Source organism: Tangfeifania diversioriginum (genome assembly GCF_900141875.1).
In the GTDB taxonomy this organism is placed as follows: Bacteria; Bacteroidota; Bacteroidia; order Bacteroidales; family Prolixibacteraceae; genus Tangfeifania; species Tangfeifania diversioriginum.
In genome coordinates this window covers 1-26,866 of record NZ_FQZE01000026.1, presented here as the reverse complement: position 1 = coordinate 26,866, position 26,866 = coordinate 1, and the positions used below count along the sequence as shown (strand labels likewise).

The following is a 26,866-nucleotide window of genomic DNA, read 5'->3' as shown; positions in this document are numbered from 1 at the left end:
AGGTAATTTATTCTTCAATCCTGTTTTCAATTAAATGTAAAAAGTTCATTAACAGTTCTGCATATATAAAATCTTATGATTTATTACAACTGAAATTCATTTCTTAAACATCCAATTTGTACATTTGTCTAAATTTATTACAACCATGATTTTAAAAAATATATCAGTTGATTGTGTACTATTCGGATTTCAAAATAACAAGCTAAAAGTGCTGCTATGGCAGGCAGAGCCAGAGCTCCTTGAAAATTTTCTCACTTCGGAAGAAGAGTATGAGCAAATAAAAATTTTATTCGAAAAAAATCCCGCACTTGGTTCTGATAATTACTGGGGACTTATTGGCACACACCTTCCGATGGAAGAGGACCTGGACGGTTATGCCAAAAAAATTCTGCAAACCACAACCGGCCTCGACGATGTGTACCTGAAACAAGTTAAAACGTTTGGTTCGCCCGGAAGAGTGCCGCATTACCGGGTGCTCACTGTGGCATACTATTCGCTGATTAATCCCGATTATCATGATTTAAAATTGTCGCCACTGGCTAAATCTGTCAGGTGGTTCGATATCGACGACATTCCAAACGTGATTTTCGATGTAAAAGAAATTATTAACGCAGCACTGAAAAAACTAAGGGAAGAAGCTCAATATCATCCGGTTGGATTTCACCTGCTCCCCGAAAAATTTACCCTCACACAACTTCAATCCCTGTACGAAGTTATTTTAGGCGAAAAACTCGACACCCGTAATTTCCGAAAAAAAATACAGAACATGAATTTATTAATCGATACGCAGGAAAAACAGAAAAACGTTGCCCACCGGGCTGCAAAACTCTACACTTTCGACATTGACGTTTACCATAAATTGGTAGAAGAAGGACTTAACTTCCGGATTTGAGTTGCTTAAACCTTTCCACTAATTTTTGGTCATACAAAGCAAAACCATTAATTTTTCAAAATTGTTTTCTGGTTGGAACAAATAACTTACTGTAATTTTTTTGAATGAAAAGTGAAGACAGTGCACTCATTGCCGAACTGAAAGATGACAATCAACGTGATCTTGCATTTCATAAACTGGTAAAAAAATACCAGGAACGATTGTACTGGCACATCCGGAAAATGGTTCTGAACCACGACGATACCGACGACATTCTTCAAAATACATTTATAAAAGTCTGGAAAAGCATCGAAAATTTCAGGGAAGAATCGAGCCTTTTTACCTGGCTTTACCGCATAGCCACCAACGAAACCATCACGTTTATTAATTCAAAAAAACGCAGAACAATGCTGCCGCTAAACGATGCCACCGACTATTTACGGGACAACTTAATTTCTGATCCCTATTTTGAAGGTGACAAAATTCAGATGAAACTCCAGGAAGCTATTTTATTATTGCCCGACAAACAACGGTTGGTCTTTAACATGAAATATTTTGATGAAATAAAATACGAGGAAATGTCTCAAATTCTGGATACATCGGTGGGAGCCCTCAAAGCTTCGTACCACCATGCGGCCAAAAAAATTGAAGAATATTTAAGAAATACTGATTAAAATGATTTTAAACTATTTACTGAAAGGAAAGTCAAATAAAACAAAACGGAAGAAATGAGCGAGCTAAAAAATGATGCACCAAAATTATCTGAAATAAAAAAGGAACACCCGTTTCGTGTTCCCGACAATTATTTCGAAGATTTTTCCAGCCGGCTTCACACCAGGCTGGAAACAGAAAAACAGGCTCTTCCAAACCCCAAAAGCCGAATAATCAGGCTGCTCAAACCAGCCATTGGGCTGGCAGCCAGTTTTATACTGGTATTTTTACTTGTTTTCTGGCCACTTAAATCGTTTTTGCCCAGCTACATGGCCAAAAATAATTCTGCTATTGAAACAACTACTACCGAAGAGGACACCTACCTTTCCATACTCGAGAAAATTGATGAAAATTCATTTTTTGCCTTACTTTCTGAATCTTCTGATGAAGAAATAAATGATTTTAACGACGAAGAATTGATGAGCTACGTGAGTTCCAATTTTTCGGAATACGAAATTTACTTAGAAACTGCTAACGAATAATAAGATGAAACGAATAATAGCTTTTACAATTATTTTGGTTGTTACAGCCACATCGGCACTAAAAGCCCAGGAAAACGATAAAAAACACGAAAACAGATGGGAAAAATTCCGTGCTGAAAAAATTTCATTTCTCACCTCCCGGTTAGAGCTCACACCAGAAGAAGCACAGAAATTCTGGCCGGTGTATAACCAGCTTGAAAAAGAGAGATGGGAAGCGCAAAAACACCGGCGCAATCTTGAAGAAAAGGTTCGTGAAGCTGAAGAATCGATGTCGGACAGGGCAATAAAACAACTCACACGTGATTTTGCAGGAAGTCTGCAGCAGGAAGCCAATCTGTTAGTTGACTACAACGAGAAATTCCTCCAAATTTTATCTCCCGGTAAAGTGCTTACACTTTACAAGGCTGAAAATGAATTCAGGATTCACATGATAAAGAAATTCAGGGATCGCAGGAAAAACGGTGACTAATTTTTCACTTGAATAAAAAATAGGAAGGATTAATCCCCACCTTAAATGAATCTTTCAATTCTCCCGATTGCGAATATCGGTAAATAATGGCATCCTGCGCATAATCGATGGCATCGGCTACATAAATTTCATTAGCAGAAGGATCAACGGCCAGGTTATAAAACAATCTGCTCCCAGCCGGTATAAAAACGGAATCGGGCAAATACCTTTGGTCAACAGCCATTTTGTTAATACCACTCAAAATATAATAAAGAGTATCTTTTGAAGCATTCATTTCAAGTGATGCCGGCTGAGATTGTGCCGGGAACCGGTAAATCTGTTCAACCGTAAAGGTTTCCGGATCGATGCGGGTTAACGCCGGCAAAAGTTCTTTTTCGCTTGTATTTTCGTAAGTCCCTTCCGAAAGTACCCAAACCTTTTCATTTTTGTCCACTGCCAAATCTTTGGGCTGAAATGGCACTTTAATTTTCTGGGTTAATTCATCGTTTTCAGTATCGATAATCAAAATATACTCATCGTTTGCCCAGGAAGAAACAAACACATATTTACCCACCTGGACCATCTGTTCCGAATGATGATTGCCGATCTCAATTTTACCGGTAACATCAAGTGTGGCAGGATTAAAAATTGTTATTGAGCTGGCGTAAAGATCAGAAATATAGGCCTTTTCTTCCGAAACGAAATGAATGTGACGCGGCGAAGTTAAACCGGTAATGGTACCCTTGTACTCAACAGTTTCAGAGTCTGCCACATAAATTTTCCCCGAGTTGTTTACCACAATAAATAATGAATCACCAAATTGCGCGAGCGATTGCACCACATCGCCCAGCGGAGCATTGTTCCGGGCATAAAAAAGCTGATTGGTAACGGTTTTCTTTTGGGTGTTATAAAATGAAAGCGCAGCATTTCCGTACATGAAATTTCCTTCGCTCGCAATAAAAACACCATTATTTGTATCCAGGTCAAAAAATACTGTTTCTACAGGTTCTTCCGAACACCCTGCAATTAGCAAAACCAAAAATGTTATTTTGAATAATTTCTTCATGGTCAGTTTTTGTAATTTATTGCTACCGAAAAACGGTAAAAACGCCCGGGCATGGGGCGCCATAAAATACTCTGGTAATTTTCGTCAAGTAAATTTTCAACCGTAAATTTCAAATTCACAGCATAGTTACCAAAGTCGGATTTTCTGCCAATGGCAATTTTATTCAGCCAGTACGGATTTAAAACACGTTCGAATTCCGATTCCTGGTTACTTGATTTGGTAAACCGTTTGCCCACATAATTTAAAGAATAGTTAATCGCAAACTTTTTCCAGGAGGTGTTGAAATGGAAATTCCCTTTGTGTTTGGGAATGTAAATCAACTGTTTACCACGCGACTGATCGACTGAACTCACAGCATCGAGGTTTGATGTCCGGGTAAAAGAATAATTGCCACTGGTCCGGAACCGGAAACTTTTCCAGTCGTATTCAGCAGAAAAAGAATATTCAATTCCGCGCGAAAAAACGTTTTTCACATTTTGCGCTTCCCAGTACCAGGCACCGCTGGAAGCAGGCTGCCATGAAATCCAGTTTTCAATTTTCGACGCAAATCCGGTAACTTCATTTTTAAATGTCATTTTGCCCAACTGAAAGTCGCCCGACAAAGAAACATCGCCCGTAAAACCGTCTTCCGGTTGCAAATCTGGGTTTCCCCCCGGAATCCAGTACAAATCATTCAGGGTGGGTTTGTGGTAATTTCGGGCAATATTCGATAGCAGAACAACCGGGAAACGGGCGAATGGCTGCCACTCCAATCCGGCAGCCGGAATGAACGGGACAATGCTTTTATCGAACGACTCGGAGCGAAGCAACAGAAAGGCAGCAAAACTGTCGGATGATTTAAAGTTGGCCTTCATGAGCAGACTAGTTTCAAACCGGTTTTTCAGGTACCCGCTTTCATCAAGCAAATTGCTGGTTTTCACCCGGTGCAGATTGGCATCAAAACTCAGGGTGGCAAATACAACTTCATTCATTCTTTTGAAAAAGCGAAAGTGGTTCAGAAAACTGGTTTCCCTGCTTTCCGAATTTTCATTCACAAAATTAAACTGTGGCGTGGCACGGAAATATTCAAGACGATTTGAACTCACTCCGCTAAAAATGCGCGTATTCCAACCATCACTGTATTTTTTCCATTCCAGCTGCGCCCGCAGCTGCTGGTCGTTTTGAAATTCATCGCGGGTGCTTCCTTCGTATGACATCAGTTGCGGCAAATTCCGGTGGCTTTCCTGATACCAAAAACGCAATGAAAAAATTTCGTTCTCATTACTACGCAAATAAAATTCCTGCAAAACTCCGGTCTTCCGGAAATCTGCATTTTCAAGCGTATCTTTTCGATGCGGAATTACCCCCGAATTGAAAAAAGAAAAATCATTTTCCGATGCTTCGTAAAAAAGCCGGGTGTTCGATTTAAAATTTTCTGTGCCCGCCATCAACTTAAAAAAAGTTTTCCGGGTTTGAAAAGAAGCCAGTTCTGCTAAACCCGACACGCTAAATCGCGTTGACCAGTCGGGATTATTTTCGAGGTGAATGCTCCCTCCCAGCCCGCCGCTACCCTCTGAGAGCGAACTTCCGCCATGAAGCAAGTACAAATTATCGGTAAAAAATACCGGCAATAACGATAAGTCGGCCAGCCCGCGCATCGGGGAATTTAAATTCATGCCATTCCACAATATTTGTGTGTGCGTGGCCGCAGTTCCCCTGAAACTGGCTGTTGCCGAAGAACCCTGTCCGTACGATTTTATAAAAACGGGCGAAAAACCTGAAATCAGTTCAGAAAGATCTGCGGTTACTGATGACGCCATGGCTAAAGAATCGGGGCGGGTAATTTTCAACCCGGCCTCTTCAATTTTCTTTTTGGCGAGCACTTGTACTTCTTCAATATGAACAGTATCAGAAAGGTTTTGCGCTTGCATTAAATGAAAAGACAACAGAAACAACACCAGCAAAAAACTTTTTAGTGGGTTCATTTTTTTATGATTTTACAGGTTTCTGTTCCTTGCCGGTGGGTGACAACCAGGTAATAAATTCCGGGTTGAAATGAAGAGAAATCTACTTTTGCCGGGAACGTAAAAATTTCTTTATTGAAGAGTAACTGGCCAGTTGACGAAAACAGCACAATTTTAGATTTGGAAATTACAGTTCCTCCAATTGTGAGTTCATTTTCAACCGGGTTGGGATAAACCTGAATTAATTGAGAAATTTCATGAATTCCCGTGATTGTTTTTTTTGCAATAAATACTGCGTTATTGCCCGATGAAACAGTTATCGGTGGCTCAGTGTCAATGATAAAAACAACCTTTCCGCTTTCGTCGGTAAAATAGATGTCATCTGCAGAAACCTGCACATTTTTTAAAGGAGCAAAGCCGGATTCAGTGATTTCTCCGTCAAAAAAATTACAGGTGGTTTGTTCGAGCAGGATTTCAACTTCTTCGTTCCTTTTTGCGGAATCTTTATTTGTAAGCAACCTGGAATAGTTCCAGGGTTGTGTAATAGTTGACACATGGTACAAATCGAGCGTATCGCCATCCGAAATTTCAATTTCATTGAAACTGTTCAAAAACGGGTTCCCGTTGAGGCGGGCAATCCATCCCCTGGCAAAACTTTCGGGCTCTGTTTTTCCTCCCCAGCCATACGAATAAATCCCCTCGGTTTCCACTGAATACAAATACAGCTTTCCCCCGGAGGCTTCGTCGTCTCTGAACTTAAAATCAACTTCCACTTTTGATAAACCGGCCACCATTGCGTGGGCCAGGGTCAACCTGTTAAGACCTGAATAATTGAGCTGCGGGTTTTCAACAACTTGCATTAAATCAACCTCCCCAACCTCAATCCATTGAAAGGGGAACAAATTTTCATCTTCATTTTTCAGGCTGAAATACAGTTTAATCTTTTCATTTTCTGAAAGCACTTCCACATTTTTCTCTGCCTGCAAATCGAATCCTTCCACGTTGCATACCACATTCAATATTCCGGGTTGAATGGCTTTGAGCCAGTAACTTCCATTTTGTTGAACGACTTGTCCCAAACCAGGACGGGACGAAGAAAAATGCACCGGGATATTTAATTTTTCATTTTCATTGTCGTAAACAGTGGCTTCCAGCCGAACCGAATCACCCGGATAAAGAGCTGAAAAATCAGTAAGAATTTGAATGGAATCAGGCTCAACCACCATAATATTAATTTGCTGAACTTCAGCTTTTGCAGAAATGGAAATTTGAGTTTCGCCTGTACTTTGTGCCGTTAATTTTCCCGAATTATCTACCGTTGCTACCAACTCATCCTGTGAGGAAAAGGAAATGTCAGTTCTTTTTTTTCTGCCCTGCTCAAAATAAACTGCTTCAAGCAATGATGAATCACCAGCAACCAGTTTCTTGGAGGTTGGGAAAACAACCAACATGTTCTCCTTCCCACTAATTTCCGGAGCTGGTGCCACATCGGCAAACCATGAAACATCGGTGGAAATTTCGCCCAAATGGCTGGTATTAGCCAAAGTTCCTGTAACAATCTTTACAAAATGAATTGAATCGAGATGCACGTAATTTCCATTTTCCTCAACGGCCCATGAAATGTCAATAGGATCACCTCCAGCGCCTTCAATTTCAGTTGTGTACGGATTATCGGGCACTGTCATATCGATTCCTTTTACCCGTGGACGGTTATCAGCATAACCGAAAGCCAATGCTTCCGTTTTAATTACCTGCTGCAAACTGTCGATAAACGGATACAACATTGTTCCTTCAAAAGTCACCGAATCCGGAGGGTAGCCGGGGAAAAAATCATTTGCCGGATAATATTCCTGAAGGTTAAAATTGTTTGCAAAAATCCATCCGCTCTCACCTGAATTATTTTTCCAGAAAACATCTCTCGTTTCAGTTTTAAAATAGGTAACCGATGAATTTTGAATGGATTGGGAATAAAAATGCTGGCTACCGGCAATTTCAAACCAGGTGTCGTCAGGTTTTCCATTGCTGTTTTCATCCTGCATTACCCAAACCACTCCGGGTTCAGAAGAACCGGAAAAGGCATTCCCGAACACAGTAAAATCAACTCCATACGGATTTTCCTGATCATTCAGGCAGGCCTCGTTGAATTTAAGTATTACGTAACCTCCAAAACTACCGAGAGAAACAAGTTTGTCGGGGTTGGCAGCCATTTGCTCAGCAGCGGCTGGTGTTCCCAGCGAACTGATATTAATGTGCTGGCCGGGAGCCGGTTTGTAATCCCAGACTTCAAAACCGTTGGTTTGTGAGAGCCCCCAAAAAGGGAAAGCCCCCCATACGAAAAGTAGTAGTAATTTATTCATTCCCCTTTGTTTTAGTAAAACGGGGAAATAAAACTTCAGGTGTTTAAACCGTCGCTTTTATTCCCGAAAGCATTATAAAAAATGGCAGGTCTTCTGGCTTATTTTCTATTGGCAGCGCCTTCCCGTCCCGATAAATCGGGACAGTGGCAAAAAATGCTGCCAGTTTTGAAAAATTACAGCTGCGGGTACAGCTCCGGTTTTGCACCGGATTCCCTTTTTAATTCACCATTTTTTTTTCATCACAAAATTAATAATCGTGGTATAAATTCCTGTCACCAGATATTTTCCGGGTGGAAACTTAATAAGAATTTATTCCACGGCTCGCAACCAGGCTTCGGCCATAAGCTGGGCTCCGGGCATAGCAGGATGAACCCCGTCGCCAGTCCAGTAAGTTGCAGGTGCGTGTTTCACTGCTTCGTCGAAAACCTTTTGAAAAGGCACCCAAATAGTGTTGAATTCATCAGCCAGTTTTTTGGCAACAGCCTGGTATTTTTTCATGGGCGCTACCCAGGTTTCATCAACAACCGATGTATTGAGCACGTAATATGGTTCGCAAATAACAAGTTCTACGTTGGGTAAATTATCTTTGGTTCGTTTCAGCAATTCGCGGTAATCCTTTTCATAAATTTCAACTGTACCGTCGTAATGGCCGTCTCGTTTGTGCCAGTAATCGTTCACTCCTATTAAAATACTTAAAATGTCAGGGTTCAGATCCAGGCAATCTTTTTTCCAGCGTTCGTCCAGCTGATAAACTTTATTCCCGCTGATTCCCCGATTATAAATGGTAAGATTTTTTTCCGGTAATGCATTCAATAAAGCTGATGCAGCCAAGAATGCATACCCCGAGCCAAAAGAAGCCGGATTATTGGGCAGTTCTTTTGTTTTTTCTCTTCCGGCATCGGTAATGGAATCGCCCTGAAAAAGCACGGTATCAGCCCTGCTAAACATTGAATAGTTGCCACTGCTTTTGGCAGGTGCTATACTTGCACTAACTATTGAGGGAATACTTGCCAGCGCTGCAGCTCCTGCAGCTGACCTGGCGAAAAATTTTCTTCTAGAAAGGTTCATTTGAATTGTTTTTGTTTGCAAAAACAAAAGTAAGAATAAAAGCACATTTAACCCACAAACAATTCAACTGAATTTAAGCTGAACAATAATCAACCATTAAAAAGGTAAATCACTGGAGTCTGAATCATCAGCCGGTTCCGGCGGAATATCTTCAGGCCTGAATTCAGGCGGTGGTTCGGGCAAACTTCCCTCACCCTGTTTTTTGTCTAATTTCCAGGCATTTATGTTATGGTACCATTTGCCGTTAAACTCCCTCGACTCGAGGTTAAAAGAAACATCTACTTCGTCGCCCTCTGAAAAACCATCAAGCAACGATGATTTATCGCCAAAAAGCGTAAAGCAGACTTTGCGGGGAAACTGCTCTTCGGTTTCAATTACAAACTCTTGTTTTTTCCACTCTTTGCCTGCACGGCTAACACCCGATTCGGGTTTCAGTATCTGTTGTATTTTTCCGGTAACCTGTAAACTCATACGGCAAAAATAAAAAAAGAAACCCTTTGCAGGAAAACTTGCAAAGGGTATTTTATAAAAAATTGTTTTACTTCAGTTATCGCATTTGCTGTTGCATCTGCTGTTGAATTTGCTGCTGCTGGCGTTGTTGCTGTACTTGCTCTTCATCCAGTATTTCGAGCAGTTCAACCTCAAAAATAAGGGTTGAATTCGGGCCAATATCTGCACCTGCTCCGCGTTCGCCATAGGCTAAATCAGAAGGAAGATAAATTTTCCATTTTGAGCCCACCGGCATCAGTTGCAGTGCTTCTGTCCAACCTGGAATTACCTGGTTTACACCAAATACTGCCGGTTCGCCACGTTCAACTGAACTATCGAATACTGTACCGTCTAAAAGTGTACCGTGGTAGTGTACCCGCACCCTGTCGGTAGCAGAAGGTGTTGGTCCGTCACCTTCTTCGATTACTTCGTACTGCAATCCGCTTTCAGTCACACTAACTTCATCCCTGGCTTTATTTTCTTCGAGAAAAGCATTTCCTTCTTCAAGATTTGCCTGTCCTTGTCTTTCGCCGGCAGCTGTAAAAAAATCTCTTACAATCTTATCGGCTTCTTCGGGGGTTATTTGCAACTCCTGATCGAGCGCAGCCTGTGCAAAACCAGAAACCATAGCGTCCATGTTTAACTCACTGCCGCCGGGAGCGTTCCCCACTTGTTCTTTATTGTTATTTCCAACCAAAATTCCAATTGCATAACCTGCTGAGTCGGCTTGTGTTTCAAGTTTAACTTCGCCAACTCCGCCATTTTGCTGGCAACTCATGCCAACAATTACCAACACAACTGCTGATAAATAAATAATACTGTTCCTCATAACTAAAAATTCTATTTAAACGATTTCTAATAATTCAACATCGAAAACCAAGGTTGAGTTGGGGCCAATTACTCCGCCTGCACCTTGCTCACCGTAAGCCAGCTCGGGAGGTACAAAAAGGCGCCATTTGGAGCCTTCCGGCATCATCTGCAATGCTTCTACCCAACCGGGAATAACAGCATTTACAGGAAAAACAGCGGGTTCGCCGCGTTCAACAGAACTGTCGAAAACAGTGCCGTCAATCAATGTACCGTGGTAATGGCATTTTACCTCGCTTTCAGTTGAAGGTAATTCACCATCTCCTTCTTCCAAAATTTTATACTGCAATCCGCTGGGCAGTTCGTTAACACCAGTTTCCGACTTATTTTCAGCCAGAAATTTCAGCCCTTCTTCCAGGTTATTTTTGGCCTCTCCCTGGTTGGCTTTCTGCATAAATTCTTCTAAAATTTTGTTTGCTTCTTCAGGCATCATTTTTGGCATTTCGCCTGTAAATGTATCGTTTATAGCCTGCAGGAATAAATCAGGATTGATTTTTTTTACCCCCGATCGAATTAGATTTGAGGCCACACTCATACCCAACGCATAGCTAAACCGATCGAGTTCTCCTGTTAATTTCTTTTCTGTCATTTTACTATTTTTCTCGGTTCGAGTGGACGAAGATAATTCAATTTTTTGGCAATTAAAGGCCTGAGTCCACTTTTATTCCGCGTAACATTTCTTTTTTTCCGGGCGGTCCGGGCAATCGTTCCATGCTGAAACCTGCAGCTGACAAGTCTCTCCTAACCTGCCCTTTTGCGCTGTAGGTAACAAAAACTCCCTGAGGGGCCATTATTTTATTCAAGTGTTCAAATATTTGAGGTGTCCACATTTCGGGCTGTTTGTCGGGACCAAATGCATCAAAAAAAACGACGTTAGCCGGTTGTTCAATTTCCGGTTTATCCTTTGTTATATCCTTTTGTATTTTAACAATATGGAAATATTCAGAAATTTGAACTTTCTCATCCCATTTGCAGGCATGAATCTTTCGAAACAACGCGTCAGCTTCTTCTGAAATAAGTGCACCATAATCAAGTTTTTCAATCAACTCCATATCAACTGGATATTTTTCAACAGTGAGATACGTGGTACATCGTTTTTGTTTTTGAGCCAAAACCGCTGTAAGCAAACAGTTTAAACCGGTTCCAAAGCCCACCTCGAAGACAACCGGCTCGCTGGCAGATTGATGTAAATAACCCGTTTTCAGGAATACATGTTCCGATTCAGTTATTGCACCATTTAACGAGTGATATTGTTCATCCATTTCAGGAAGATATATCGTTGATGAACCATCGGCAGTTTTTCTAATTTGATATTCCATTACTTCACGTTAGTAAAACTTCGGGAAATAAATCTAAAATTATATTTTTACCGGGCAAAATTAAAATTCGCTATGTTAATACGACTCTTTAATGAAAATCCGAATCCGCGCGAAGTTCGTAAAGTTACAGAAGTTTTACGCGATGGTGGAATTATTATTTATCCAACTGATACGGTTTACGGATTGGGCTGTGACATAACCAACGCTAAAGCCGTTGAAAAAGTGGCCCGTTTTAAAGGGCTTAAAATCGAGAAATCAAACTTCTCATTCATTTGCAGCGACTTAAGTCACCTATCGGATTATTCACGCCCCATTTCCAATTCGGTTTTTAAACTCATCAAAAAAAATCTGCCGGGGCCGTTTACATTTATTCTTGAAGCCAACAACAACGTACCCAAATATTTTAAAGGGAAGAAAAAAACGGTGGGCATTCGCATTCCCGATAACAATATTATCCGTGACATTATTTTTGAACTGGGAAACCCTATTCTTTCCACTTCTATACGCGATGAAGATGAGATACGGGAATATACTACCGATCCGGAATTGATTTATGAAAAATACAAAGATTTTGCTGACCTTGTAATTGATGGCGGCCCCGGAGAATTGACACCCTCCACAATAGTTGACTGCACTTCAGATGAAATTAAAATTGTGCGTGAAGGAAAAGGAAAGCTTGAATTTTAATTTTATTCTTTCCAGAAAGAAGGAGAAAACAGCACCAAAACTGTAAACAGCTCCAAACGGCCCAGCAACATTAAAAACGACAGGAACCATTTCCCCACCGGTTTTACATGAAGAAAATTTTCTGCAGGCCCAACGTTTCCCAATCCGGGACCAATGTTTCCCAGGCTTGTGGCAACCGCTCCCATTGCCGACTCGATATCGGGCTCAATGATTGTGAAAATTACCGTACTTGCACCAAAAATTACAAAGTAAAACATAAAGAAAGCCAGCACGTTAGTAATTATTTTTGCATCTACTGAGTGGTTATTAAATTTTACCGGAATAATTGCCTGAGGATGTACTATTCTTCGTAATTCATAATAACTGTTTTTCAGCAGCAGAACAATACGCATAATTTTCATGCCACCACCTGTTGAACCTGCAGAACCACCAAAAAAGAACAATCCGAAAATGATGAAAATAAGAATGGGCGCCCAGGTTAAATAATCGGCAGTTGCGTAACCGGTGGTCGTAATAATTGAAACAACCTGAAAAAGTGAATTCCGAAAGGATTCTTCGACACCTGTTTGGGAAGAAACAAGCAATCCGATAAAAATTATAAGCGTAAACCCCAGTACAAATAAGCCGTAATATTTAAACTCTTCATCTTTAAAAACATGTTTAAACTTTCCGTTAATTGCCATGTACGAAAGGGTAAAATTGGTACCGGCAAAAAACATAAAAATTACAATAACATAGTGTATAAATGGTGACGACCAGTGTGCAATACTTGCCTGTTTTGTTGAAAACCCTCCTGTAGCCATGGTAGTAAATGAATGACAAACTGCATCGAAAATTGACATTCCGCCCAACCAAAGCAGCAGCATCTCGCTAACGGTAAAACCCAAGTAAATCACCCATAAAGTTTTGGCTGTTTGCCTTATTCGCGGACTGATTTTATCGGGGGTTGGACCGGGAACTTCGGCCATAAAAAGCTGCATACCACCAATTCCGAAAACCGGTAAAATGGCCAGCGACAAAACGATAATTCCCATACCTCCCAGCCACTGGGTAATACTTCTCCAAAATAAAATTCCGTGGGGCAGCGCTTCAATATCTGCTAAAATTGATGAACCGGTGGTTGTAAAACCCGATATTGTTTCGAAAAAAGCGTTGGTAAAATTGGGAATCGCACCACTGATAATATAAGGCAAACTTCCAAAAAAAGAAAATACAATCCACACCGATGAAACGATAATGTAACCTTCTTTTTTGCCAATATCCTTATTGGCTTTACGGGTTAAAAAGCCAATTGTTGTTCCGAGGCCAATGGCTATTCCGGAAGAAATTAAAAATGCTGTTTGGTCGTACCCGCCATAAATAAGAGCAACAAAAAAGGCCAGCGCCATAGCAATCCCTTCCACAAGAAGCAAAAACCCAAGCAACCGAAGAATGATTTTAAAGTTCATTTAGTTTAGACTTTCCGGTGAATTTACTTAAAAAATTTCTCCAGTTTTTTAATACCCGAAGGAAGTGTAAAAACAACTACTTTGTCGGCTTCCTTAACCTGCGAATCGCCATGTACAATAAAAGCATCGTCTCCCCTGATGATACCTCCAATTTTTGCTTCTTCGGGGAAACCAAGATCTTTCACCAGTTTCTGAGTGATTCTCGCACCAGGTTTGGCAATAAACTCAAAAACTTCGGCATCGGAAGCGGTCAGGCATTTTACTTTCGAAATAGCTGCATTAAGCGTAAAACGATAAATATAGCTGGCTGCAATCAGTTTTTTGTTTACAATACTTCCGATGTTCATATTTTCGGCAAGCCCCATAAAAGCCAGGTTTTCAACTTCGGCAATGGTACGCCGAACGCCAAGGGATTTGGCAAGGTGGCAGCCCAAAATATTTGTTTCTGAATTACCGGTGGTGGCTACCACTGCATCCATTTTTTCAAGGCCTTCATCTTTAAGGAGTTTCAGATCGCGACAATCGCCATTAATGACCAATGCATTGGCATATTTTTCGGCAACTTGCTGGCACTTTTCGTGACTTTCTTCCACCACTTTAATCCTGTACTGGTCGCCCAGTTTTTCAATGGCTTTTTGTGCAATTCGGCTGCCACCGAGAAACAGTATATTTTTTACCTCGAATGTTTTTTTTGCGGTCAGGTCAAAAATCCGTTTTTGCTCATCGCGGGTGGTTATAAAAAATACAATATCGCCATCTTTTATAAAATCGGTTCCACTTGGTATAATGGTTTCATTTTCGCGATTAATAGCTACCACCAGAATATGTTCATTTTCCTGTGCGAGCTCCTCAAATGTTTTGTTTAAAATTGGCGCATCCTGCCTGACTTTAACACCGAGCAACAATAATTTACCATTTGAAAATTCAATTAACTGCCGGGTGCCGGTTTGTTTTACCGAAGCCACAATTTCTTTGGCAGCCAGACTCTCGGGATAAATCAGTTCATTAATTCCCAGATTGTTTAGCTTCGAACGGTACCTGCCCATAAGGTATTCCGAATTGTTAATGCGTGCAATTGTACGCCCGACACCAAGGTATGAAGCCATTGAACAGGCCAGGACGTTCCTTTCTTCAAACGGGGTTACTGCAATGAAAAGGTCAGCTTTTGCAATTCCGGTGTTTTTCAGATCATGAAAAGAATGTGCTGAACCGGTAACGGTCATTAAATCAACATCGTTGCTAACAATGGAAAGTTTTTCCACCGAATCGTCCATTAAAACAATATCATGTTCTTCGCTGCTCAGCATTCGGGCCAAATGAGTTCCAACTTCTCCGGCACCAGCAATTACAACTTTCATTTTAACCTTTCTTTATTTCAAAATTAGGGTACAAATTAAAAGAATACAAAATGAACTACCAGTAATCTTTCTGTTTTTTCAGTACAAAAAAGATTCATTTAATGTATGAACCGGTGCAAATCTACCACTTTTCCCTGTATGCACCATTTTTCCTGACAGAATAAACCTTAAAGCTTTCGAATTCCTCCGCGGGAAGAAACCGGGCGGTGGAAACCAATAATGGATTGCTTGATGTTTTTTGATTAAGGCCCGGCCTGGTTACCGGGCCAATTACTATATCAGGAGTTAGCTCACGAGGTAGTTTTGGGGTATTGCCTGAAGCAATATGGAAAACCCGCCCTTCAAAACAGATAAAATTATCTTTCAGCATGAGGTGCTCATCCTCAAAAATTTGATGTTGTGTTAAAAAGACCGGAGAACGGAGCCGATTTCTGTACACCAGATTTTTGATCATCCCCATTGAAAATCCATCCTCTTCAAGTTCTTTTTCGGAAATCACATAATTTTTTGGGCCTGAAAGCAGATGAACAATCGTATTATCCGGCTGATTATAAACAATTAATTCGTTGCGTGACAAATTATTGATTTTGAATATAAATACCGAGAACAATACCAAAACAACATTAACAAGAGCCAGTTTAAAAAACAACTTTCGTTTTGTTTCAATAAACACAAAAACAGACAAAAGAAACCCGGCAACAAATACAAGTTCAAGAGGCAAAAAAGTAAATTCAATAATTGAGGAAGGTAAATTTTCGATAAACTGAAGCAAGCTGTAAATTCCCCCAATAACAAAATTTATTGTTTCAGAAATAAACGGGGAAATTACCGGGATTCCATGCAACACCAACATGGCGATGCCCAATGGAATTAACAGGGTTACTGCAGGGATCACAAACAAATTTGAAATCCAGAAATAGGTTGGAAACTGATTGAAATAGTACACCGACAACGGGAAAGTTGCAATTTGGGCAGCCACCGAAACGGTTAGAAGCGCCCAGGCGTACCGGATGATTTTATATTTGAACGTGACCAAATTTTCGAGCCGGGGTTGCAAAAAAACAATACCAAAAACAGCAGCGTATGAGAGTTGGAATCCGACTTCGAACAAATTATTGGGATTAATCAGCAACAGCAAAAAAGCCGAGGCAGCCAGCGAATTGTAAGTGTTTACCTGCCGCCTGATGTTGGTTCCAATTACTACAAAAGAAAACATTGTTGCTGCCCGGGTAACCGAAGGTGATAGCCCCGTTAGAAAAGCAAAGAACCACAAAACACTGATAGTAAGCAGCACAAAAAATATCCGCCCTACTTTTTGTTTACGTAAAAATCCCAGCAAAAAATTGAGCACCAAAAATACAATACCCACATGCAACCCCGAAACAGCCAGAACATGCATGGCTCCGGCAGATGCAAAAACTCTTTTGGTTTCAGGGTCGAGGCCGCGTTTGTAGCCCAAAGTAAGTGCCGATAAAATTTGAAGCTCATTTTCGCCTAACCCCTGTTCTTTATAAATTTGAAGCAGTTGCATGCGAACGCGTTCGGCAAAAACCGGTAAAGAAAATGACGACTCACTGTTTATTTTCTTCCAATTTTCAGCTGGCAGGTAAAGTTGCCTGTAAATCTTTTTTTTGGCCAGATACTGTTTATAATCAAATTCGAAAGGATTATTATTGTTGGAAACCATTTGCGGTTTTCCTTTAAAAATGATTTGTTGGCCTGGAATTAACTGCTTTGCGTTTTCCTCTTTTTCAAACCAGGTTATAATTTTTTCATTGGTTTGAAAAATTGAATCATTTGCCCCAACTTCTTCAACATGTAAGATCGTTTGGTACGAGTTGGGCTTTTCCTGAGGAATTTCAACAATTGTGGCCTTAAAAATACCTTCACCAGGTATCATTGGTTTTTGGTTGTACTGCATGGCCACGAGAACTCCGAGAATCACAAATACAAAATGAACCATTACTCCCCAATAAGAAGCAATGCGGTAGCTATAAAATTTCTGGCCCAAAACAACTGCCAGTAATGCCAGCAACGAAATCAGAAAAACAAAAGTAAATCCTATGTTTATAAAGGATTGAGCAACTATTCCAATTGCAAAAGCAACTGCAATTCGTAAAAAGGGTATTTTCTGAATTGTTTTTTCCAATTTTTGTGGTGTTGTCAGGGGAAGTAAATTACGAAAAAATTGGAAAAGTTCAAATTATTTTACCGGACAGGAACATTTATCCGGTAATGCGGAGTCACTTTTCCAATCGCAATATTACGTAATTTACTCTTCAAAAGCCGTTTTCGTAGTGGCGATAAATAATCAATAAAAAGTATTCCTTCCAGGTGATCGTATTCATGCTGGATTACCCTGCCGGCAAAACCACTGAATTCTTCTTCGTGCGGTTCGAAATTTTCATCCAAATATTTAATTCTCACCACATCGGTTCTTTTTACGTCTTCTCTTATTTCCGGAAGGCTTAAGCATCCTTCGTTCATTATCCACTCCTCACCAGCGGTTTCAATAATTTCAGGATTGATAAAAACTTTTTTAAAATCTTTCAGCTCAGGTTCTTCGTCGGCTGCTGACGAAGCATCAACCAAAAACAGGCGAATTGATTTACCTACCTGTGGAGCGGCAAGCCCAATCCCATCAGAATAATACATGGTTTCCCACATATTTTCAATTATTTCGTCAAGCTCTTCTGTTTTCTTTTCAATTGGCTTTGCTTTTTTTCTGAGTAAAGGGTCGCCATATACTGTAATCGGATATTTCATGTAATTATAATTGTTAATTTTCAAAGTATGATATTGCCCCGCCCAACTATGCTGATCAGGTGGGCTCGTTTCATTTTTTCTGCAAATTAAAAGGAATTTCTTTTCTGCTCCATGTAATTTTGTAAAATAATGGTGGCGCTAATAGCATCTACCATTGCTTTGTTTCTCCTTCCTTTTTTGCTTACACCTCCATCAATCATGGTCTGAAAAGCCATCTTGGATGTAAACCTTTCATCCATCAATTCGAGGTTCATTTCAGGATATTCCCGCTTAAATTTTTTAATGAAAGGATTGATGTAAGTAACAGCTTCAGAAGGTTGGTTGTTCAACTGACGCGGATAACCAATTATCACTTCGTCAACAGTTTCTTTGCTGAAATAATTCTGCAAAAAATCCCACAATTCGTTGGTTGCCACTGTGGTTAATTTATTGGCGATTATTTGAGCCGGATCGGTGACAGCCAGTCCAACTCGTTTTTTTCCGTAGTCAATTGCTAAAACTCTTCCCATGTCTTCTTTTTCAGGATGCAAAATTAGAGAGAATTATGCAAATAATAAAACTTTTTAACCAACTGGTTTAAAACACCTTAAAAACCTGAGCAACTGCGGGGTATTTAATTTGGCATACGCTTTGCTTTTCAAAGGCAAATACCGGTTACAAAGGCGCCACAGAGCAAGCAATTAAAATGTTGAATTTTTAAAACTTAAAGCCATGAAAACAAAAAATACAAAACTGTTCGCCATACTACTCATAGTAGCAACAGTAACAGCAACAACATTTCCTTCCGTTGCTCAACGCCGGTCCACTCAGAGAAACCAGGAGAAAAACACCCCGGTTGAACGAACCGAAAGAAGCAGACGCAACACTGTACGCGAAAAAAGCACTTTCAAAAAAAGAGAAATTCAGAGAAGAACTCCAAAGGAACCTGCTACCCGTGCCAAAAGGAGCAACCGTTCTGAGAACCGGAGCAACCTGAAAAGTACCTCACCCGGAAAGACAAATAACAAGCCTGCAGCTGTAAATCGCTCAGGACGCAAACGCTACAATAATTCTGTAAGAAGAAGCACCTCAACGAGAGCAAACACCGAAGATGCCAGGGTACGTGCAAATCCGGAAAATAAACGCAAAGTTTACAGGTTAGATAAAAATGACAACAGGTACAGAACAAATAAAAATTACAAAGGCAGTAAAAAATACTGGAACCGCAGGCGTGCCCCTAACCATGTTCACTACAGGAAGCACACCAAAAATTATTACGCTAATTACAATTATTATAATCATAACCACTGGGATCACAAATGGGAAAGGTACCGCTGGGATTTAAACAGCTGGAGAGACTATTACAACAGTTACCATCCCTACTCTTACCGTTTTCACAAACACTACTACCACCACCCGAAATTCGGACATGTAATCCGCACTTTTGCAAGTCGCCCGTGGTTCTTCGTTCATAATCACAACAGGTATTACATCTACAATGGTCACTTTTTCAGGTTTTTTAGAGGAGTTGGTTATGTGTTGGTAGATATGCCCTATGGAATTGTTTTTGAACAACTGCCGCCGGTAAAGGAGCAGGTTTACATTAATGGATACCCCTATTTCAGAGTTGGCAACCTGTTTTTTGAATTGACAACCCATGGTTTCAGGTTGGTCCATTATCCCGAGAGGTATTTTGCATACAACAACGGTTATTACAACGACGGATATTACTACGAAGACGATAACTATTATTACGACTAAATATAAATTGAAAAAGAACTGTAGATATTTACAGTTCTTTTTTATTATATTTGGTTTCGAATTGAAATAAAAGATCCAAACGTATGTCAAATAAACTTAAACGAGATCAAATTCCAGCGCCCAAAGCGGAAAACTGGGAAAAAAACTTTGAGGAAGAAAAGAAATTAAGTTTTAATCTTTCAGTTCCGCCAATCATTCTTCAAAAAGAAACATATAAAGCTTTAAATAGTGAAGATGAAAACAGGGTAAGAATTTATCTTGGACTTGAAAAAGAGATGATAGATGGGAAACACGTATTGTGTGCTTTTGCAGTTTCTGCTTTTCTGATGGGCAGCGGAGATGTATATGCTGATTATGAAACTCCTGTTTTTAAGTTGGGAAAGGAGAACGAAAATCTTTCTAAACGTACTGAGGAAGTACTTGAAAGTATCCGCAGATACCGCAAGTGGCGTGCTGGTGAGCTCAACTCTGAAAATGAATGGGCCGCTTTCAGGCAATACATTTACCCCAATGCGTACTTATTTACCAAGTTTGAATTACACGAAATTTTCAATACTCAAAATCGGTCGGAAGCTCAAATCGATTTTGGTATTTCAAAAACCATGGATGTAATGATTTATTCAGAAGCGAAAGAAATCAGAAATCCTGAAGTATTTAACTATGGGGCTTTATGCCCACCAATCTGCGATAATAATAGTATTTATAATTCATAGGCTAGTTTAACTCACACCTTAGATGCCAGCTCAATTATATATACATATTGCGGAAGTGGGTATTGCATTTTTTGCAGGGCTCTATAGTTTTCGCAGCCTTAATAAAAGTTTAAAAATCCTGTTCATTTTTACCGGACTAGCTTTTGTTACTGAAATTTCGGGAAGTGCATTAATTGCAGCCGGCATAAGAAATACCATTCCCGGATTGCATTTTTATATCCTTTTAGAATTTTTCCTCTGGGCACTCTTTTACAAAAGTGTACTCCATCCCTTTTTTCATAAAAAGATAATCATTGTTATCATTATCCTTTTTGAGTCATACACAATTATCAATCTGCTTTTTATCCAGGATTTATATACCATGCCAAATCTTGTACGCTCTGTTGAAGGGCTACTGCTCGTGCTCTTTTCAATTTTGTTGTTCTCAAAATTTATGGTTGAAAGCAAGCACCGGGAAATTCAAAAAGAGCCAATTATATGGATAAATACTGCTGTGTTGATTTACTTTTCCGGAAACTTTTTCTTTAATATACTATTCAACCTGATTCTCGAGAATTCAATGGAATTTTCAAAAGTTACAACCTATTTCTTTACCGGGCTCAACGGTTTGTTTTATTTTTTAATTGCTTTTGGTTTTTTGCTTCAAAAGAAATATAATTCCAAGAACTGATTCATTAGTATTCCATTACATCTGGAATACCCCATCCATTTTTTTTGTTATAACTGTTGATATCTGCTAATCATGCAAAACAAAAAAATAGTGTGAAAAGAAAAAAGACGAAGTAATATTGGGAAAATTACCTGTAAATTTCTTCTTCCGTCTGGTAACCTTCTGAAATAACGGTCAGTTTCAGGTTATCTTTATTAACTATCATTGCTTCGTGTAACACTGCCGGCACCAGACGCTGTCCGTTGCTAACAGTTTGGAAAGTACGCTCGCATTCTTCATCCCTGCCAAGTGTCATCGCAAGTTCGGCAGCAGTAGCAGCCAGTTTTTCATACGGTTTATAAACCGTGCATGTTTGATGTCCGGCCACAATTTCTTGTAAATTTCTTAAGTCGGCATCCATTCCGGCAACCAAAACTTCCCCCTCTTTTCCTGCTTCTGCCAATGCTCGTGTAACTCCGAAAGCTATTGCGTCGTTCCCGGCAATTATAGCGTCAATTTCTTCTGTAGTTTGCAATAATTTTTTTGCATGATTGTAGCCTTCTTCTTCTTCCCATGCTTCGGTAAATTCATTATAGATGATCTCAATATCTCCTTTTTCAACCAGCGGTTGCAAAACATTCATCTGGCCCAGGTACAAAAACTGGCTGTTATTATCGCTAATTGCACCACCAATAAGGGCATATTTCCCGGAAGGCTTCATTGTGGTTAGGTATTCCGCCTGCAATCTGCCAATTTCAACATTGTCGGTTGACACATAATAATCGAGCCGGCAATTTTTTATCAATCGGTCATACGAAATAACACTCACATTTTTCTCTTGTGCATTTTGCACAATTTCAGCCGCTGCAAACTGGTCAACAGGCACAACGACCAAAACATCTATTCCGTTGGCAAGGAGCTCGTTTGCCTGATCAAGCTGCTTTTGTGCATCATTATCTGCAACACGAACTTCAACTGTACCTCCCAACTCCTGAACTTTTTCAATAAAGTAGTCCCGATCGTTTTCCCACCGTTCTTTATCAAGGGCATGAATTAAGAATCCAACCTTTATTGCGTCATCTTCTTTTGTGCATCCGCTGAGAATAAAAATGGTAAATACCATCAGGATTAAAAGCCGAACCGGATTATTCATAATAATGGTTTTTTAAATTTCAATTTATACCATTTACGAGTTATCGGCCAAAAGGGTTAAACAAAAGAAATATTAAAGTATTGTTATATAACACATAAAAAAATGAAACCTTTTTTAAAAGGACTAAAATTGCAGTATTTCTTCATAGAGTTTCTGAACAGGCAATCCCATAATATTATAGAAAGAACCCTCTATGTGCTTGATTCCTATGCAACCAATCCATTCCTGAATTCCGTATGCGCCGGCTTTATCAAAAGGTTTGAACGATGAAATGTAGTAATCAATTTCATCGTTGCTGAGCTTCTTAAACTGAACATTTGAAACAGAATAAAAGGTTTTTTGTTTGTCAACGGAGGTCAAACAAACCCCGGATATTACTTCATGTTCACTTCCACTGAGTTCCGAAAGCATTTTTTTTGCTTCATTTTCCCCGGAAGGTTTTCCAAGAACTTTGCCTCTGTGCCAAACAATTGTATCGGCAGTTATGAGCAAATCGTCAGGTTTCAGTTGGTTCCTAAATGGCTGTGCTTTCAGGAGGGCCAGGTAAACCGGAATTTCTTCTTTGGGCAAATCTGCCGGAAAATCTTCTTTTACTTCTTTGACAATAACCTGAAAATCAATTTCCAACGACTTTAATAAATGTTGTCGCCTGGGCGATTTTGAAGCAAGAATAAAATTATACTTGGGAAACCAGTTCATTTAAAAAGCTTTTTTATGCAACATTTCGTTGGTAAACCATTTGTCCTGGGAGCGCAGGGTTTGTTCAATAACATCGCGCACACAGCCTTCGCCTCCACTTTTATGCGAAACATATTTCGAAATTTCTTTGATTTCGTTTACTGCATCGTTTGGGCACACCGGTATTCCAACCTTTTGCATAACTGAATAATCAACCAGATCGTCGCCCATAAAAAGAACATTTTCCGCTTTCACACCTGTTTTTTTCAGAAAATCATTCAGACAGTCAACTTTGTCGCGCGAATTATCGTAATAATATTTCACTCCAATTTTTTCGTACCTGAGCCGGACACGTTCCACAAAACCACCTGTTATTACCGCCACCGGGTATCCCAAATCAATGGCATTCCGAATGGCAAACCCGTCTTTCACATTGGCTGTTCGCACTGGGTCTCCGTTTTCATTTAACGGCGAAGTGTCTTTCGACAAAACCCCGTCAACATCGAAAACAAAAGCTTTTACATTTTTTAGTTCTTCTTTAAAAAAGGACATGGATTAAGTGTTTTGATGAAATTTATAAATATTTTCTGAAACCATTTTATATATTTTTTTGAATTCAGGAAAATCGTTCAATGTATCCAGGTGTTTTTCAATCACGTTATGGTCGAAACGAACAGCAGGTCCTGTCTGGGCTTTCCCCGGATCCATTTCCTGAACCTTACGTGCTGTCTCCATTATTAAAGGATTCAAAACCTGAATCGGGACATTTTGCGATTTCAACATTTCGCCGGCAATAGCATAAAAATGGTTTACAAAATTACAGGCAAAAACAGCTGCCACATGAAGATGCAGTCGTTGTTCTGAATTTAAAACGGAAACTCTGGCCGAAATTTTTTCAGCAATCCGCCTCAGCATTTTTTCATTTTGGGGTGAATTGCCTTCAATAAAAACAGGGATTTCGGAAAAATCTACCTTCCGCTCTTTCGAAAATGTCTGAAGCGGGTACAGTACGCCAATGTTGCCCGAATAATTCTGAAGAGAAGAAAGCGGCATGCTGCCGGAACAATGCACCACCAACTTATTTTGAAAATTGATGTGTGGGAGAACTTCTTCAAATGCAGAATCTTTGAGGGCCACAAAATACACATCGGCATCCGGTAAAATCTCCTGGACAGAGGTTGTGAAGTTCGTCTCCAACTTATCAGCCAATTCTTTAGCTGATTTCTCTGTTCGGCTGTAAACTTGTCCAATGAAAAATCCTTTTCGATGTAGTTCAACAGCTAAATGTGTGGCCAGGTTCCCTGCGCCCAAAAAAACAAAACGGTGACTCATTCTCTTAAAATTTGAAGTACCAAAAATAGTGAGCCACTTCTAATGTTCCAATTAATTCTCAGGCTTTCGCATAATCGTGTCTGCTTTTTTCACATCTCTCCTGTAAAGAAGAAATCATTTATTCCTTCCGGTTAAATGGCTCATTAATTTTTTATTCTGATTATTTTTACGCATAAAATCCGGTAAACATGAAAGTATCACTCATTATTGTAACATACAACCGACCCGATGCGCTTTCGCTTATTCTGAAAAGCATTGAACGCCAAACTGCTTTACCGGATGAAGTTATCATTGCCGATGATGGATCCACCAGTGAAACAGCGCAACTTATCGCCAATACAAAACAGAGTTTTCCGGTTCCATTGCTACATGTTTGGCACGAAGACAAAGGCTTCAGGGCTGCAGCTGTTAGAAACCTGGCTGTGAAAAAATGTTCGGGAGATTACCTTATTTTTTCTGACGGGGATTTGTTTTTTCACCCCCGCTTTATTTTCGATTTAAAAAAAAATGCAAGTAGAGGTGAAGCATTAATTGGCTCCAGGGTTTTTCTTTCGAAACGGACTACCCTAAAGCGGATTCAAAATAATAAATGTCATCCTGTTTTTACTCTTCTTTCAAATGAAATTGAAACCAACCGGATAAATTCAGTACGACTACCAATTTTGAATAAGCTGTACAAACCATTAAAATATTCCTCAAACTTGAGGGGTGGTTTATTGGGCATCTGGAAAAATGATTTGGAACGGGTCAACGGATGGAACGAAGAATTTGTGGGTTGGGGACTGGAAGATACAGAATTAGTGGCAAGGCTTTTCAACAGTGGTTTGTTACTGCGCAAAATAAAATTTCAGGCGATTACTTACCACCTCTGGCATAAAACACAAAGCCGTGAACAATTAAGCAAAAACAAACAAAAGCTGGAAAAAGCAATTTCTGATAAAACAGTAAGATGCATTAAAGGACTTACCGTTTTACAATAGAACTTTTCATTTCGGTGGTTGAATTCCATAGAAACAGGAAATAGAAAAAAGAGAAAAAAGATAATCCCATGTGGGTTTCCAAATTGGCATCACCCAAGTTGGCAAAAGCAATAGCAATAAGAAAACAAACAAAAATGAAATTTCGGCGATGTCCCAAAAGAAAAACCGGGTAAAGAATGGCAAATAAAATCCATAAAAACCCAATGATTCCAAATTTCACCATGTAATTTAAATACTGATTGTGCGACGGTCCGCGTTTTTCATCATCGAGTTTTGAATCCATTTGGTCGTACACTTTATTATACTCATTTACCCAATTGCCAGTACCAATACCAAACCATGGATTTTCTTTTATTATGAAAAGTGAAGCTTTGATATATTCGATACGTTGTGCCAGCGACTTATTATTCGGGTTTCCTGTACGAAAATAGTTATCGAGTTCCCAAATGGTTTCGTAAATCCTGGGATAAATTGAAAAAAAGCGATTATCGAATTTATGGTTTGTAACACCTTGTTCAATTAACTTAATGTCTTTTGGCGTTAACCGGCTAACTCCAACACTGTCTTTTCGGTACCCCAAACTGGTTAAATACCTGATGAGTGTGCTACTCAACGGATAACCATTCAGGTTGTCACCATATTTTATTTCACTGTGTTTATTCCATTCCTGCCTGAGCTCTTCCTGGCAAATGTAAACATAAACCAGGTAACCATTTTCCCGGGCATGCTCACTAAAATTGTGACGATACCGATTACCTGCATGGGTTTTGGTTTCAACAGATTTGGGATCATAGTCTTTAAAATCAAAGTAATCAGTATAAACCCTGGCCGTATAAAGCACAGGAACCAATACAATTGAAAGTAAAGCAGCAATTAAAAAATATTTCATTTGCCTGCTTTTCAATTTCAAAATATAAAAAATCAGTGCAATACCTGCCGTTCCCAAAAAAGAAATAATCCCAAGTAAAGACTTCAGCAAAAAAAGAAAAACGACAAGCCAAATGAAAAGTGCGAATAAAAAGATGGGATTAAATGAGAATTTGAGTTGTTTAAATTTGAGGATAAACCAGGCCACTATTATTAATGACAATACAACCTGAAATGAAAAGCGGATATGTGAAATAATGCTCAACGATCGGAATCCGTTAAATTGAAAATGATCATTGAGAATTATTTTACCGGTAATAATAAAACTTGCAATTGTTACGGATAAAACAAAAATACCAAGGACGCGGTAAAGTTTTTTGTCCGGAAGTTGTGGAGATAAAATAACGGCCAATGGAACTACCAGCCAGAAGATTACTTTCTTTAACTCATATAAGGCAAAAGAAAAATCATTTGTAAATAAAGTACCAACAATGTATATTCCAAAAATTGAAAAGGGAAACAATACTATTTTTAGTGACCGCTTTTTAACAGTTGGGTGATTCCAGGAACGAAAAGCCAACGCCTGAAACAATAGCAAACCAATGGTAATACTCACCAATGCTTCAGAATATGGAAAAACAGCAGCAGTGAGCAGTAATAAGAAAAAAAACAGATCTTCTCTGCGTTTATGAATTTTTTCAGTCATTATTGCCAAGCTAAGTCTAATGAAGAAACGTAAGGAAATAAAAATAATTATTTAAAAACACAGGCTTATTCCAATAAAAAAGCCCATGCTCTTTTGAACATGGGCTTTGGATAAATCCGGCAGCGGCCTACTCTCCCACTTTTACGCAGTACCATCGGCGCTGGCGGG

General features: G+C 39.6%; 27 protein-coding genes and 1 riboswitch. Of the genes, 9 read left to right on the top strand and 18 right to left on the bottom strand.

Going from position 1 to position 26,866, the window contains the following annotated elements; genetic code table 11:
- Positions 1 to 145: 145 nt before the first annotated feature.
- The 4 genes from BUC07_RS15395 to BUC07_RS15380 all read left to right on the top strand — a co-directional run bounded on the left by BUC07_RS15395 (position 146) and on the right by BUC07_RS15380 (position 2,533).
- Entirely contained in the window at positions 146 to 892 is a 747-nt protein-coding gene (locus tag BUC07_RS15395) for an NUDIX hydrolase (RefSeq protein ID WP_073171460.1), read from the top strand.
- Positions 893 to 996: 104 nt separating this feature from the next.
- Positions 997 to 1,545 carry an RNA polymerase sigma factor gene (locus BUC07_RS15390; protein WP_073171457.1) on the top strand — a complete coding sequence of 183 codons (549 nt, stop codon included), beginning with the start codon at positions 997 to 999 and terminating at the stop codon, positions 1,543 to 1,545.
- A gap of 54 nt (positions 1,546 to 1,599) precedes the next feature.
- Entirely contained in the window at positions 1,600 to 2,064 is a 465-nt protein-coding gene (locus tag BUC07_RS15385) for a hypothetical protein (protein ID WP_073171454.1), read from the top strand.
- 4 nt (positions 2,065 to 2,068) lie between these two features.
- Positions 2,069 to 2,533 carry a hypothetical protein gene (locus BUC07_RS15380; protein WP_073171451.1) on the top strand — a complete coding sequence of 155 codons (465 nt, stop codon included), beginning with the start codon at positions 2,069 to 2,071 and terminating at the stop codon, positions 2,531 to 2,533.
- A 4-nt stretch (positions 2,534 to 2,537) separates the two neighbouring features.
- Here BUC07_RS15380 and BUC07_RS15375 read toward each other — a convergent pair whose 3' ends face one another.
- The 8 genes from BUC07_RS15375 to mnmD all read right to left on the bottom strand — a co-directional run bounded on the left by BUC07_RS15375 (position 2,538) and on the right by mnmD (position 11,621).
- Positions 2,538 to 3,578, bottom strand: coding sequence for a YncE family protein (locus BUC07_RS15375; RefSeq protein WP_073171449.1), 1,041 nt, complete (start codon positions 3,576 to 3,578; stop codon positions 2,538 to 2,540).
- Between the two features lie 2 nt (positions 3,579 to 3,580).
- Positions 3,581 to 5,542 carry a TonB-dependent receptor plug domain-containing protein gene (locus tag BUC07_RS15370; RefSeq protein WP_083578289.1) on the bottom strand — a complete coding sequence of 654 codons (1,962 nt, stop codon included), beginning with the start codon at positions 5,540 to 5,542 and terminating at the stop codon, positions 3,581 to 3,583.
- Positions 5,539 to 7,878 (bottom strand): T9SS type A sorting domain-containing protein, encoded by a 2,340-nt coding sequence (locus tag BUC07_RS15365; protein ID WP_073171443.1) that lies wholly within the window; start codon positions 7,876 to 7,878, stop codon positions 5,539 to 5,541. The genes BUC07_RS15370 and BUC07_RS15365 overlap by 4 nt, the downstream gene beginning before the upstream one ends.
- A 66-nt stretch (positions 7,879 to 7,944) precedes the next feature.
- Positions 7,945 to 8,123: riboswitch (cobalamin riboswitch) on the bottom strand.
- Positions 8,124 to 8,187: 64 nt separating this feature from the next.
- Positions 8,188 to 8,946: an SGNH/GDSL hydrolase family protein gene (locus BUC07_RS15360; protein ID WP_073171609.1), complete on the bottom strand. Its 759-nt coding sequence runs from the start codon at positions 8,944 to 8,946 to the stop codon at positions 8,188 to 8,190.
- Between the two features lie 96 nt (positions 8,947 to 9,042).
- Positions 9,043 to 9,417: a DUF3127 domain-containing protein gene (locus BUC07_RS15355; RefSeq protein ID WP_073171440.1), complete on the bottom strand. Its 375-nt coding sequence runs from the start codon at positions 9,415 to 9,417 to the stop codon at positions 9,043 to 9,045.
- A 76-nt stretch (positions 9,418 to 9,493) separates the two neighbouring features.
- Entirely contained in the window at positions 9,494 to 10,264 is a 771-nt protein-coding gene (locus BUC07_RS15350) for a BamJ family beta-barrel-assembly machinery protein (RefSeq protein WP_073171437.1), read from the bottom strand.
- A 15-nt stretch (positions 10,265 to 10,279) separates the two neighbouring features.
- Positions 10,280 to 10,891, bottom strand: coding sequence for a BamJ family beta-barrel-assembly machinery protein (locus tag BUC07_RS15345; RefSeq protein WP_073171433.1), 612 nt, complete (start codon positions 10,889 to 10,891; stop codon positions 10,280 to 10,282).
- A gap of 52 nt (positions 10,892 to 10,943) precedes the next feature.
- Positions 10,944 to 11,621 carry a tRNA (5-methylaminomethyl-2-thiouridine)(34)-methyltransferase MnmC2 gene (gene mnmD / locus BUC07_RS15340; protein WP_073171430.1) on the bottom strand — a complete coding sequence of 226 codons (678 nt, stop codon included), beginning with the start codon at positions 11,619 to 11,621 and terminating at the stop codon, positions 10,944 to 10,946.
- A gap of 72 nt (positions 11,622 to 11,693) precedes the next feature.
- Between mnmD and BUC07_RS15335 the strand changes: the two genes are divergently transcribed.
- A complete protein-coding gene (locus BUC07_RS15335) occupies positions 11,694 to 12,308 on the top strand; it encodes an L-threonylcarbamoyladenylate synthase (protein WP_073171427.1) in 615 nt (204 codons plus the stop codon).
- Positions 12,309 to 12,310: 2 nt separating this feature from the next.
- Here BUC07_RS15335 and BUC07_RS15330 read toward each other — a convergent pair whose 3' ends face one another.
- The 5 genes from BUC07_RS15330 to ruvX all read right to left on the bottom strand — a co-directional run bounded on the left by BUC07_RS15330 (position 12,311) and on the right by ruvX (position 18,389).
- Positions 12,311 to 13,756: a TrkH family potassium uptake protein gene (locus BUC07_RS15330; RefSeq protein ID WP_073171424.1), complete on the bottom strand. Its 1,446-nt coding sequence runs from the start codon at positions 13,754 to 13,756 to the stop codon at positions 12,311 to 12,313.
- Positions 13,757 to 13,779: 23 nt separating this feature from the next.
- Positions 13,780 to 15,114, bottom strand: coding sequence for a Trk system potassium transporter TrkA (gene trkA / locus BUC07_RS15325; protein WP_073171421.1), 1,335 nt, complete (start codon positions 15,112 to 15,114; stop codon positions 13,780 to 13,782).
- Positions 15,115 to 15,235: 121 nt separating this feature from the next.
- A complete protein-coding gene (locus tag BUC07_RS15320) occupies positions 15,236 to 17,263 on the bottom strand; it encodes a ComEC/Rec2 family competence protein (protein WP_073171417.1) in 2,028 nt (675 codons plus the stop codon).
- 59 nt (positions 17,264 to 17,322) lie between these two features.
- Positions 17,323 to 17,880: a peptide deformylase gene (def, locus tag BUC07_RS15315; protein ID WP_073171414.1), complete on the bottom strand. Its 558-nt coding sequence runs from the start codon at positions 17,878 to 17,880 to the stop codon at positions 17,323 to 17,325.
- Positions 17,881 to 17,966: 86 nt separating this feature from the next.
- Positions 17,967 to 18,389 (bottom strand): Holliday junction resolvase RuvX, encoded by a 423-nt coding sequence (gene ruvX, locus BUC07_RS15310; RefSeq protein WP_073171606.1) that lies wholly within the window; start codon positions 18,387 to 18,389, stop codon positions 17,967 to 17,969.
- A 202-nt stretch (positions 18,390 to 18,591) separates the two neighbouring features.
- Between ruvX and BUC07_RS15305 the strand changes: the two genes are divergently transcribed.
- The 3 genes from BUC07_RS15305 (at position 18,592) to BUC07_RS15295 (ending at position 21,003) form a co-directional block, all read left to right on the top strand.
- On the top strand, positions 18,592 to 19,620 hold the full coding sequence (locus tag BUC07_RS15305) for a hypothetical protein (protein ID WP_073171411.1): 1,029 nt from the start codon (positions 18,592 to 18,594) through the stop codon (positions 19,618 to 19,620).
- Positions 19,621 to 19,703: 83 nt separating this feature from the next.
- Positions 19,704 to 20,333, top strand: a complete 630-nt coding sequence (locus BUC07_RS15300) for a hypothetical protein (protein WP_073171408.1) — start codon at positions 19,704 to 19,706, stop codon at positions 20,331 to 20,333.
- A 22-nt stretch (positions 20,334 to 20,355) separates the two neighbouring features.
- Positions 20,356 to 21,003 carry a hypothetical protein gene (locus BUC07_RS15295; protein ID WP_073171406.1) on the top strand — a complete coding sequence of 216 codons (648 nt, stop codon included), beginning with the start codon at positions 20,356 to 20,358 and terminating at the stop codon, positions 21,001 to 21,003.
- Positions 21,004 to 21,130: 127 nt separating this feature from the next.
- Here the strand turns inward: BUC07_RS15295 and BUC07_RS15290 are convergent, their stop codons facing one another.
- The 4 genes from BUC07_RS15290 to BUC07_RS15275 form a co-directional block, all read right to left on the bottom strand.
- The gene (locus BUC07_RS15290) at positions 21,131 to 22,135 is read right to left on the bottom strand and encodes a sugar ABC transporter substrate-binding protein (protein WP_073171403.1); all 1,005 of its coding nucleotides are present in this window, start codon (positions 22,133 to 22,135) and stop codon (positions 21,131 to 21,133) included.
- A gap of 123 nt (positions 22,136 to 22,258) precedes the next feature.
- Positions 22,259 to 22,834 carry a Maf-like protein gene (locus BUC07_RS15285; RefSeq protein ID WP_073171400.1) on the bottom strand — a complete coding sequence of 192 codons (576 nt, stop codon included), beginning with the start codon at positions 22,832 to 22,834 and terminating at the stop codon, positions 22,259 to 22,261.
- Positions 22,835 to 23,365, bottom strand: coding sequence for a KdsC family phosphatase (locus BUC07_RS15280; protein ID WP_073171397.1), 531 nt, complete (start codon positions 23,363 to 23,365; stop codon positions 22,835 to 22,837).
- A 3-nt stretch (positions 23,366 to 23,368) separates the two neighbouring features.
- Positions 23,369 to 24,145 carry a Rossmann-like and DUF2520 domain-containing protein gene (locus BUC07_RS15275; protein WP_073171394.1) on the bottom strand — a complete coding sequence of 259 codons (777 nt, stop codon included), beginning with the start codon at positions 24,143 to 24,145 and terminating at the stop codon, positions 23,369 to 23,371.
- 188 nt (positions 24,146 to 24,333) lie between these two features.
- On the opposite strand from BUC07_RS15275, the gene BUC07_RS15270 reads away from it, so the two are divergent.
- Positions 24,334 to 25,125: a glycosyltransferase family 2 protein gene (locus BUC07_RS15270; protein ID WP_073171391.1), complete on the top strand. Its 792-nt coding sequence runs from the start codon at positions 24,334 to 24,336 to the stop codon at positions 25,123 to 25,125.
- Here the strand turns inward: BUC07_RS15270 and BUC07_RS21680 are convergent.
- Positions 25,109 to 26,014 (bottom strand): O-antigen ligase family protein, encoded by a 906-nt coding sequence (locus tag BUC07_RS21680; protein ID WP_394333217.1) that lies wholly within the window; start codon positions 26,012 to 26,014, stop codon positions 25,109 to 25,111. The two genes, BUC07_RS15270 and BUC07_RS21680, sit on opposite strands and share 17 nt — an antisense overlap.
- Positions 26,015 to 26,866 lie beyond the last annotated feature (852 nt).

Bases quoted from the DNA above. Each gene is read 5' to 3' on its own strand.
- BUC07_RS15305 (WP_073171411.1), top strand. From the start codon at position 18,592: ATGAAAACAAAAAATACAAAACTGTTCGCCATACTACTCATAGTAGCA.
- BUC07_RS15380 (WP_073171451.1), top strand. From the start codon at position 2,069: ATGAAACGAATAATAGCTTTTACAATTATTTTGGTTGTTACAGCCACA.
- BUC07_RS15300 (WP_073171408.1), top strand. From the start codon at position 19,704: ATGTCAAATAAACTTAAACGAGATCAAATTCCAGCGCCCAAAGCGGAA.
- mnmD (WP_073171430.1), bottom strand. From the start codon at position 11,621: ATGGAATATCAAATTAGAAAAACTGCCGATGGTTCATCAACGATATAT.
- BUC07_RS15335 (WP_073171427.1), top strand. From the start codon at position 11,694: ATGTTAATACGACTCTTTAATGAAAATCCGAATCCGCGCGAAGTTCGT.
- BUC07_RS15370 (WP_083578289.1), bottom strand. From the start codon at position 5,542: ATGAACCCACTAAAAAGTTTTTTGCTGGTGTTGTTTCTGTTGTCTTTT.
- BUC07_RS15270 (WP_073171391.1), top strand. From the start codon at position 24,334: ATGAAAGTATCACTCATTATTGTAACATACAACCGACCCGATGCGCTT.
- BUC07_RS15290 (WP_073171403.1), bottom strand. From the start codon at position 22,135: ATGAATAATCCGGTTCGGCTTTTAATCCTGATGGTATTTACCATTTTT.
- BUC07_RS15345 (WP_073171433.1), bottom strand. From the start codon at position 10,891: ATGACAGAAAAGAAATTAACAGGAGAACTCGATCGGTTTAGCTATGCG.
- def (WP_073171414.1), bottom strand. From the start codon at position 17,880: ATGAAATATCCGATTACAGTATATGGCGACCCTTTACTCAGAAAAAAA.
- BUC07_RS15365 (WP_073171443.1), bottom strand. From the start codon at position 7,878: ATGAATAAATTACTACTACTTTTCGTATGGGGGGCTTTCCCTTTTTGG.
- BUC07_RS15350 (WP_073171437.1), bottom strand. From the start codon at position 10,264: ATGAGGAACAGTATTATTTATTTATCAGCAGTTGTGTTGGTAATTGTT.
- BUC07_RS15285 (WP_073171400.1), bottom strand. From the start codon at position 22,834: ATGAACTGGTTTCCCAAGTATAATTTTATTCTTGCTTCAAAATCGCCC.
- BUC07_RS15330 (WP_073171424.1), bottom strand. From the start codon at position 13,756: ATGAACTTTAAAATCATTCTTCGGTTGCTTGGGTTTTTGCTTCTTGTG.
- trkA (WP_073171421.1), bottom strand. From the start codon at position 15,114: ATGAAAGTTGTAATTGCTGGTGCCGGAGAAGTTGGAACTCATTTGGCC.
- BUC07_RS15385 (WP_073171454.1), top strand. From the start codon at position 1,600: ATGAGCGAGCTAAAAAATGATGCACCAAAATTATCTGAAATAAAAAAG.
- BUC07_RS15395 (WP_073171460.1), top strand. From the start codon at position 146: ATGATTTTAAAAAATATATCAGTTGATTGTGTACTATTCGGATTTCAA.
- BUC07_RS21680 (WP_394333217.1), bottom strand. From the start codon at position 26,014: ATGAAATATTTTTTAATTGCTGCTTTACTTTCAATTGTATTGGTTCCT.
- BUC07_RS15355 (WP_073171440.1), bottom strand. From the start codon at position 9,417: ATGAGTTTACAGGTTACCGGAAAAATACAACAGATACTGAAACCCGAA.
- BUC07_RS15280 (WP_073171397.1), bottom strand. From the start codon at position 23,365: ATGTCCTTTTTTAAAGAAGAACTAAAAAATGTAAAAGCTTTTGTTTTC.
- ruvX (WP_073171606.1), bottom strand. From the start codon at position 18,389: ATGGGAAGAGTTTTAGCAATTGACTACGGAAAAAAACGAGTTGGACTG.
- BUC07_RS15360 (WP_073171609.1), bottom strand. From the start codon at position 8,946: ATGAACCTTTCTAGAAGAAAATTTTTCGCCAGGTCAGCTGCAGGAGCT.
- BUC07_RS15375 (WP_073171449.1), bottom strand. From the start codon at position 3,578: ATGAAGAAATTATTCAAAATAACATTTTTGGTTTTGCTAATTGCAGGG.
- BUC07_RS15390 (WP_073171457.1), top strand. From the start codon at position 997: ATGAAAAGTGAAGACAGTGCACTCATTGCCGAACTGAAAGATGACAAT.
- BUC07_RS15275 (WP_073171394.1), bottom strand. From the start codon at position 24,145: ATGAGTCACCGTTTTGTTTTTTTGGGCGCAGGGAACCTGGCCACACAT.
- BUC07_RS15295 (WP_073171406.1), top strand. From the start codon at position 20,356: ATGCCAGCTCAATTATATATACATATTGCGGAAGTGGGTATTGCATTT.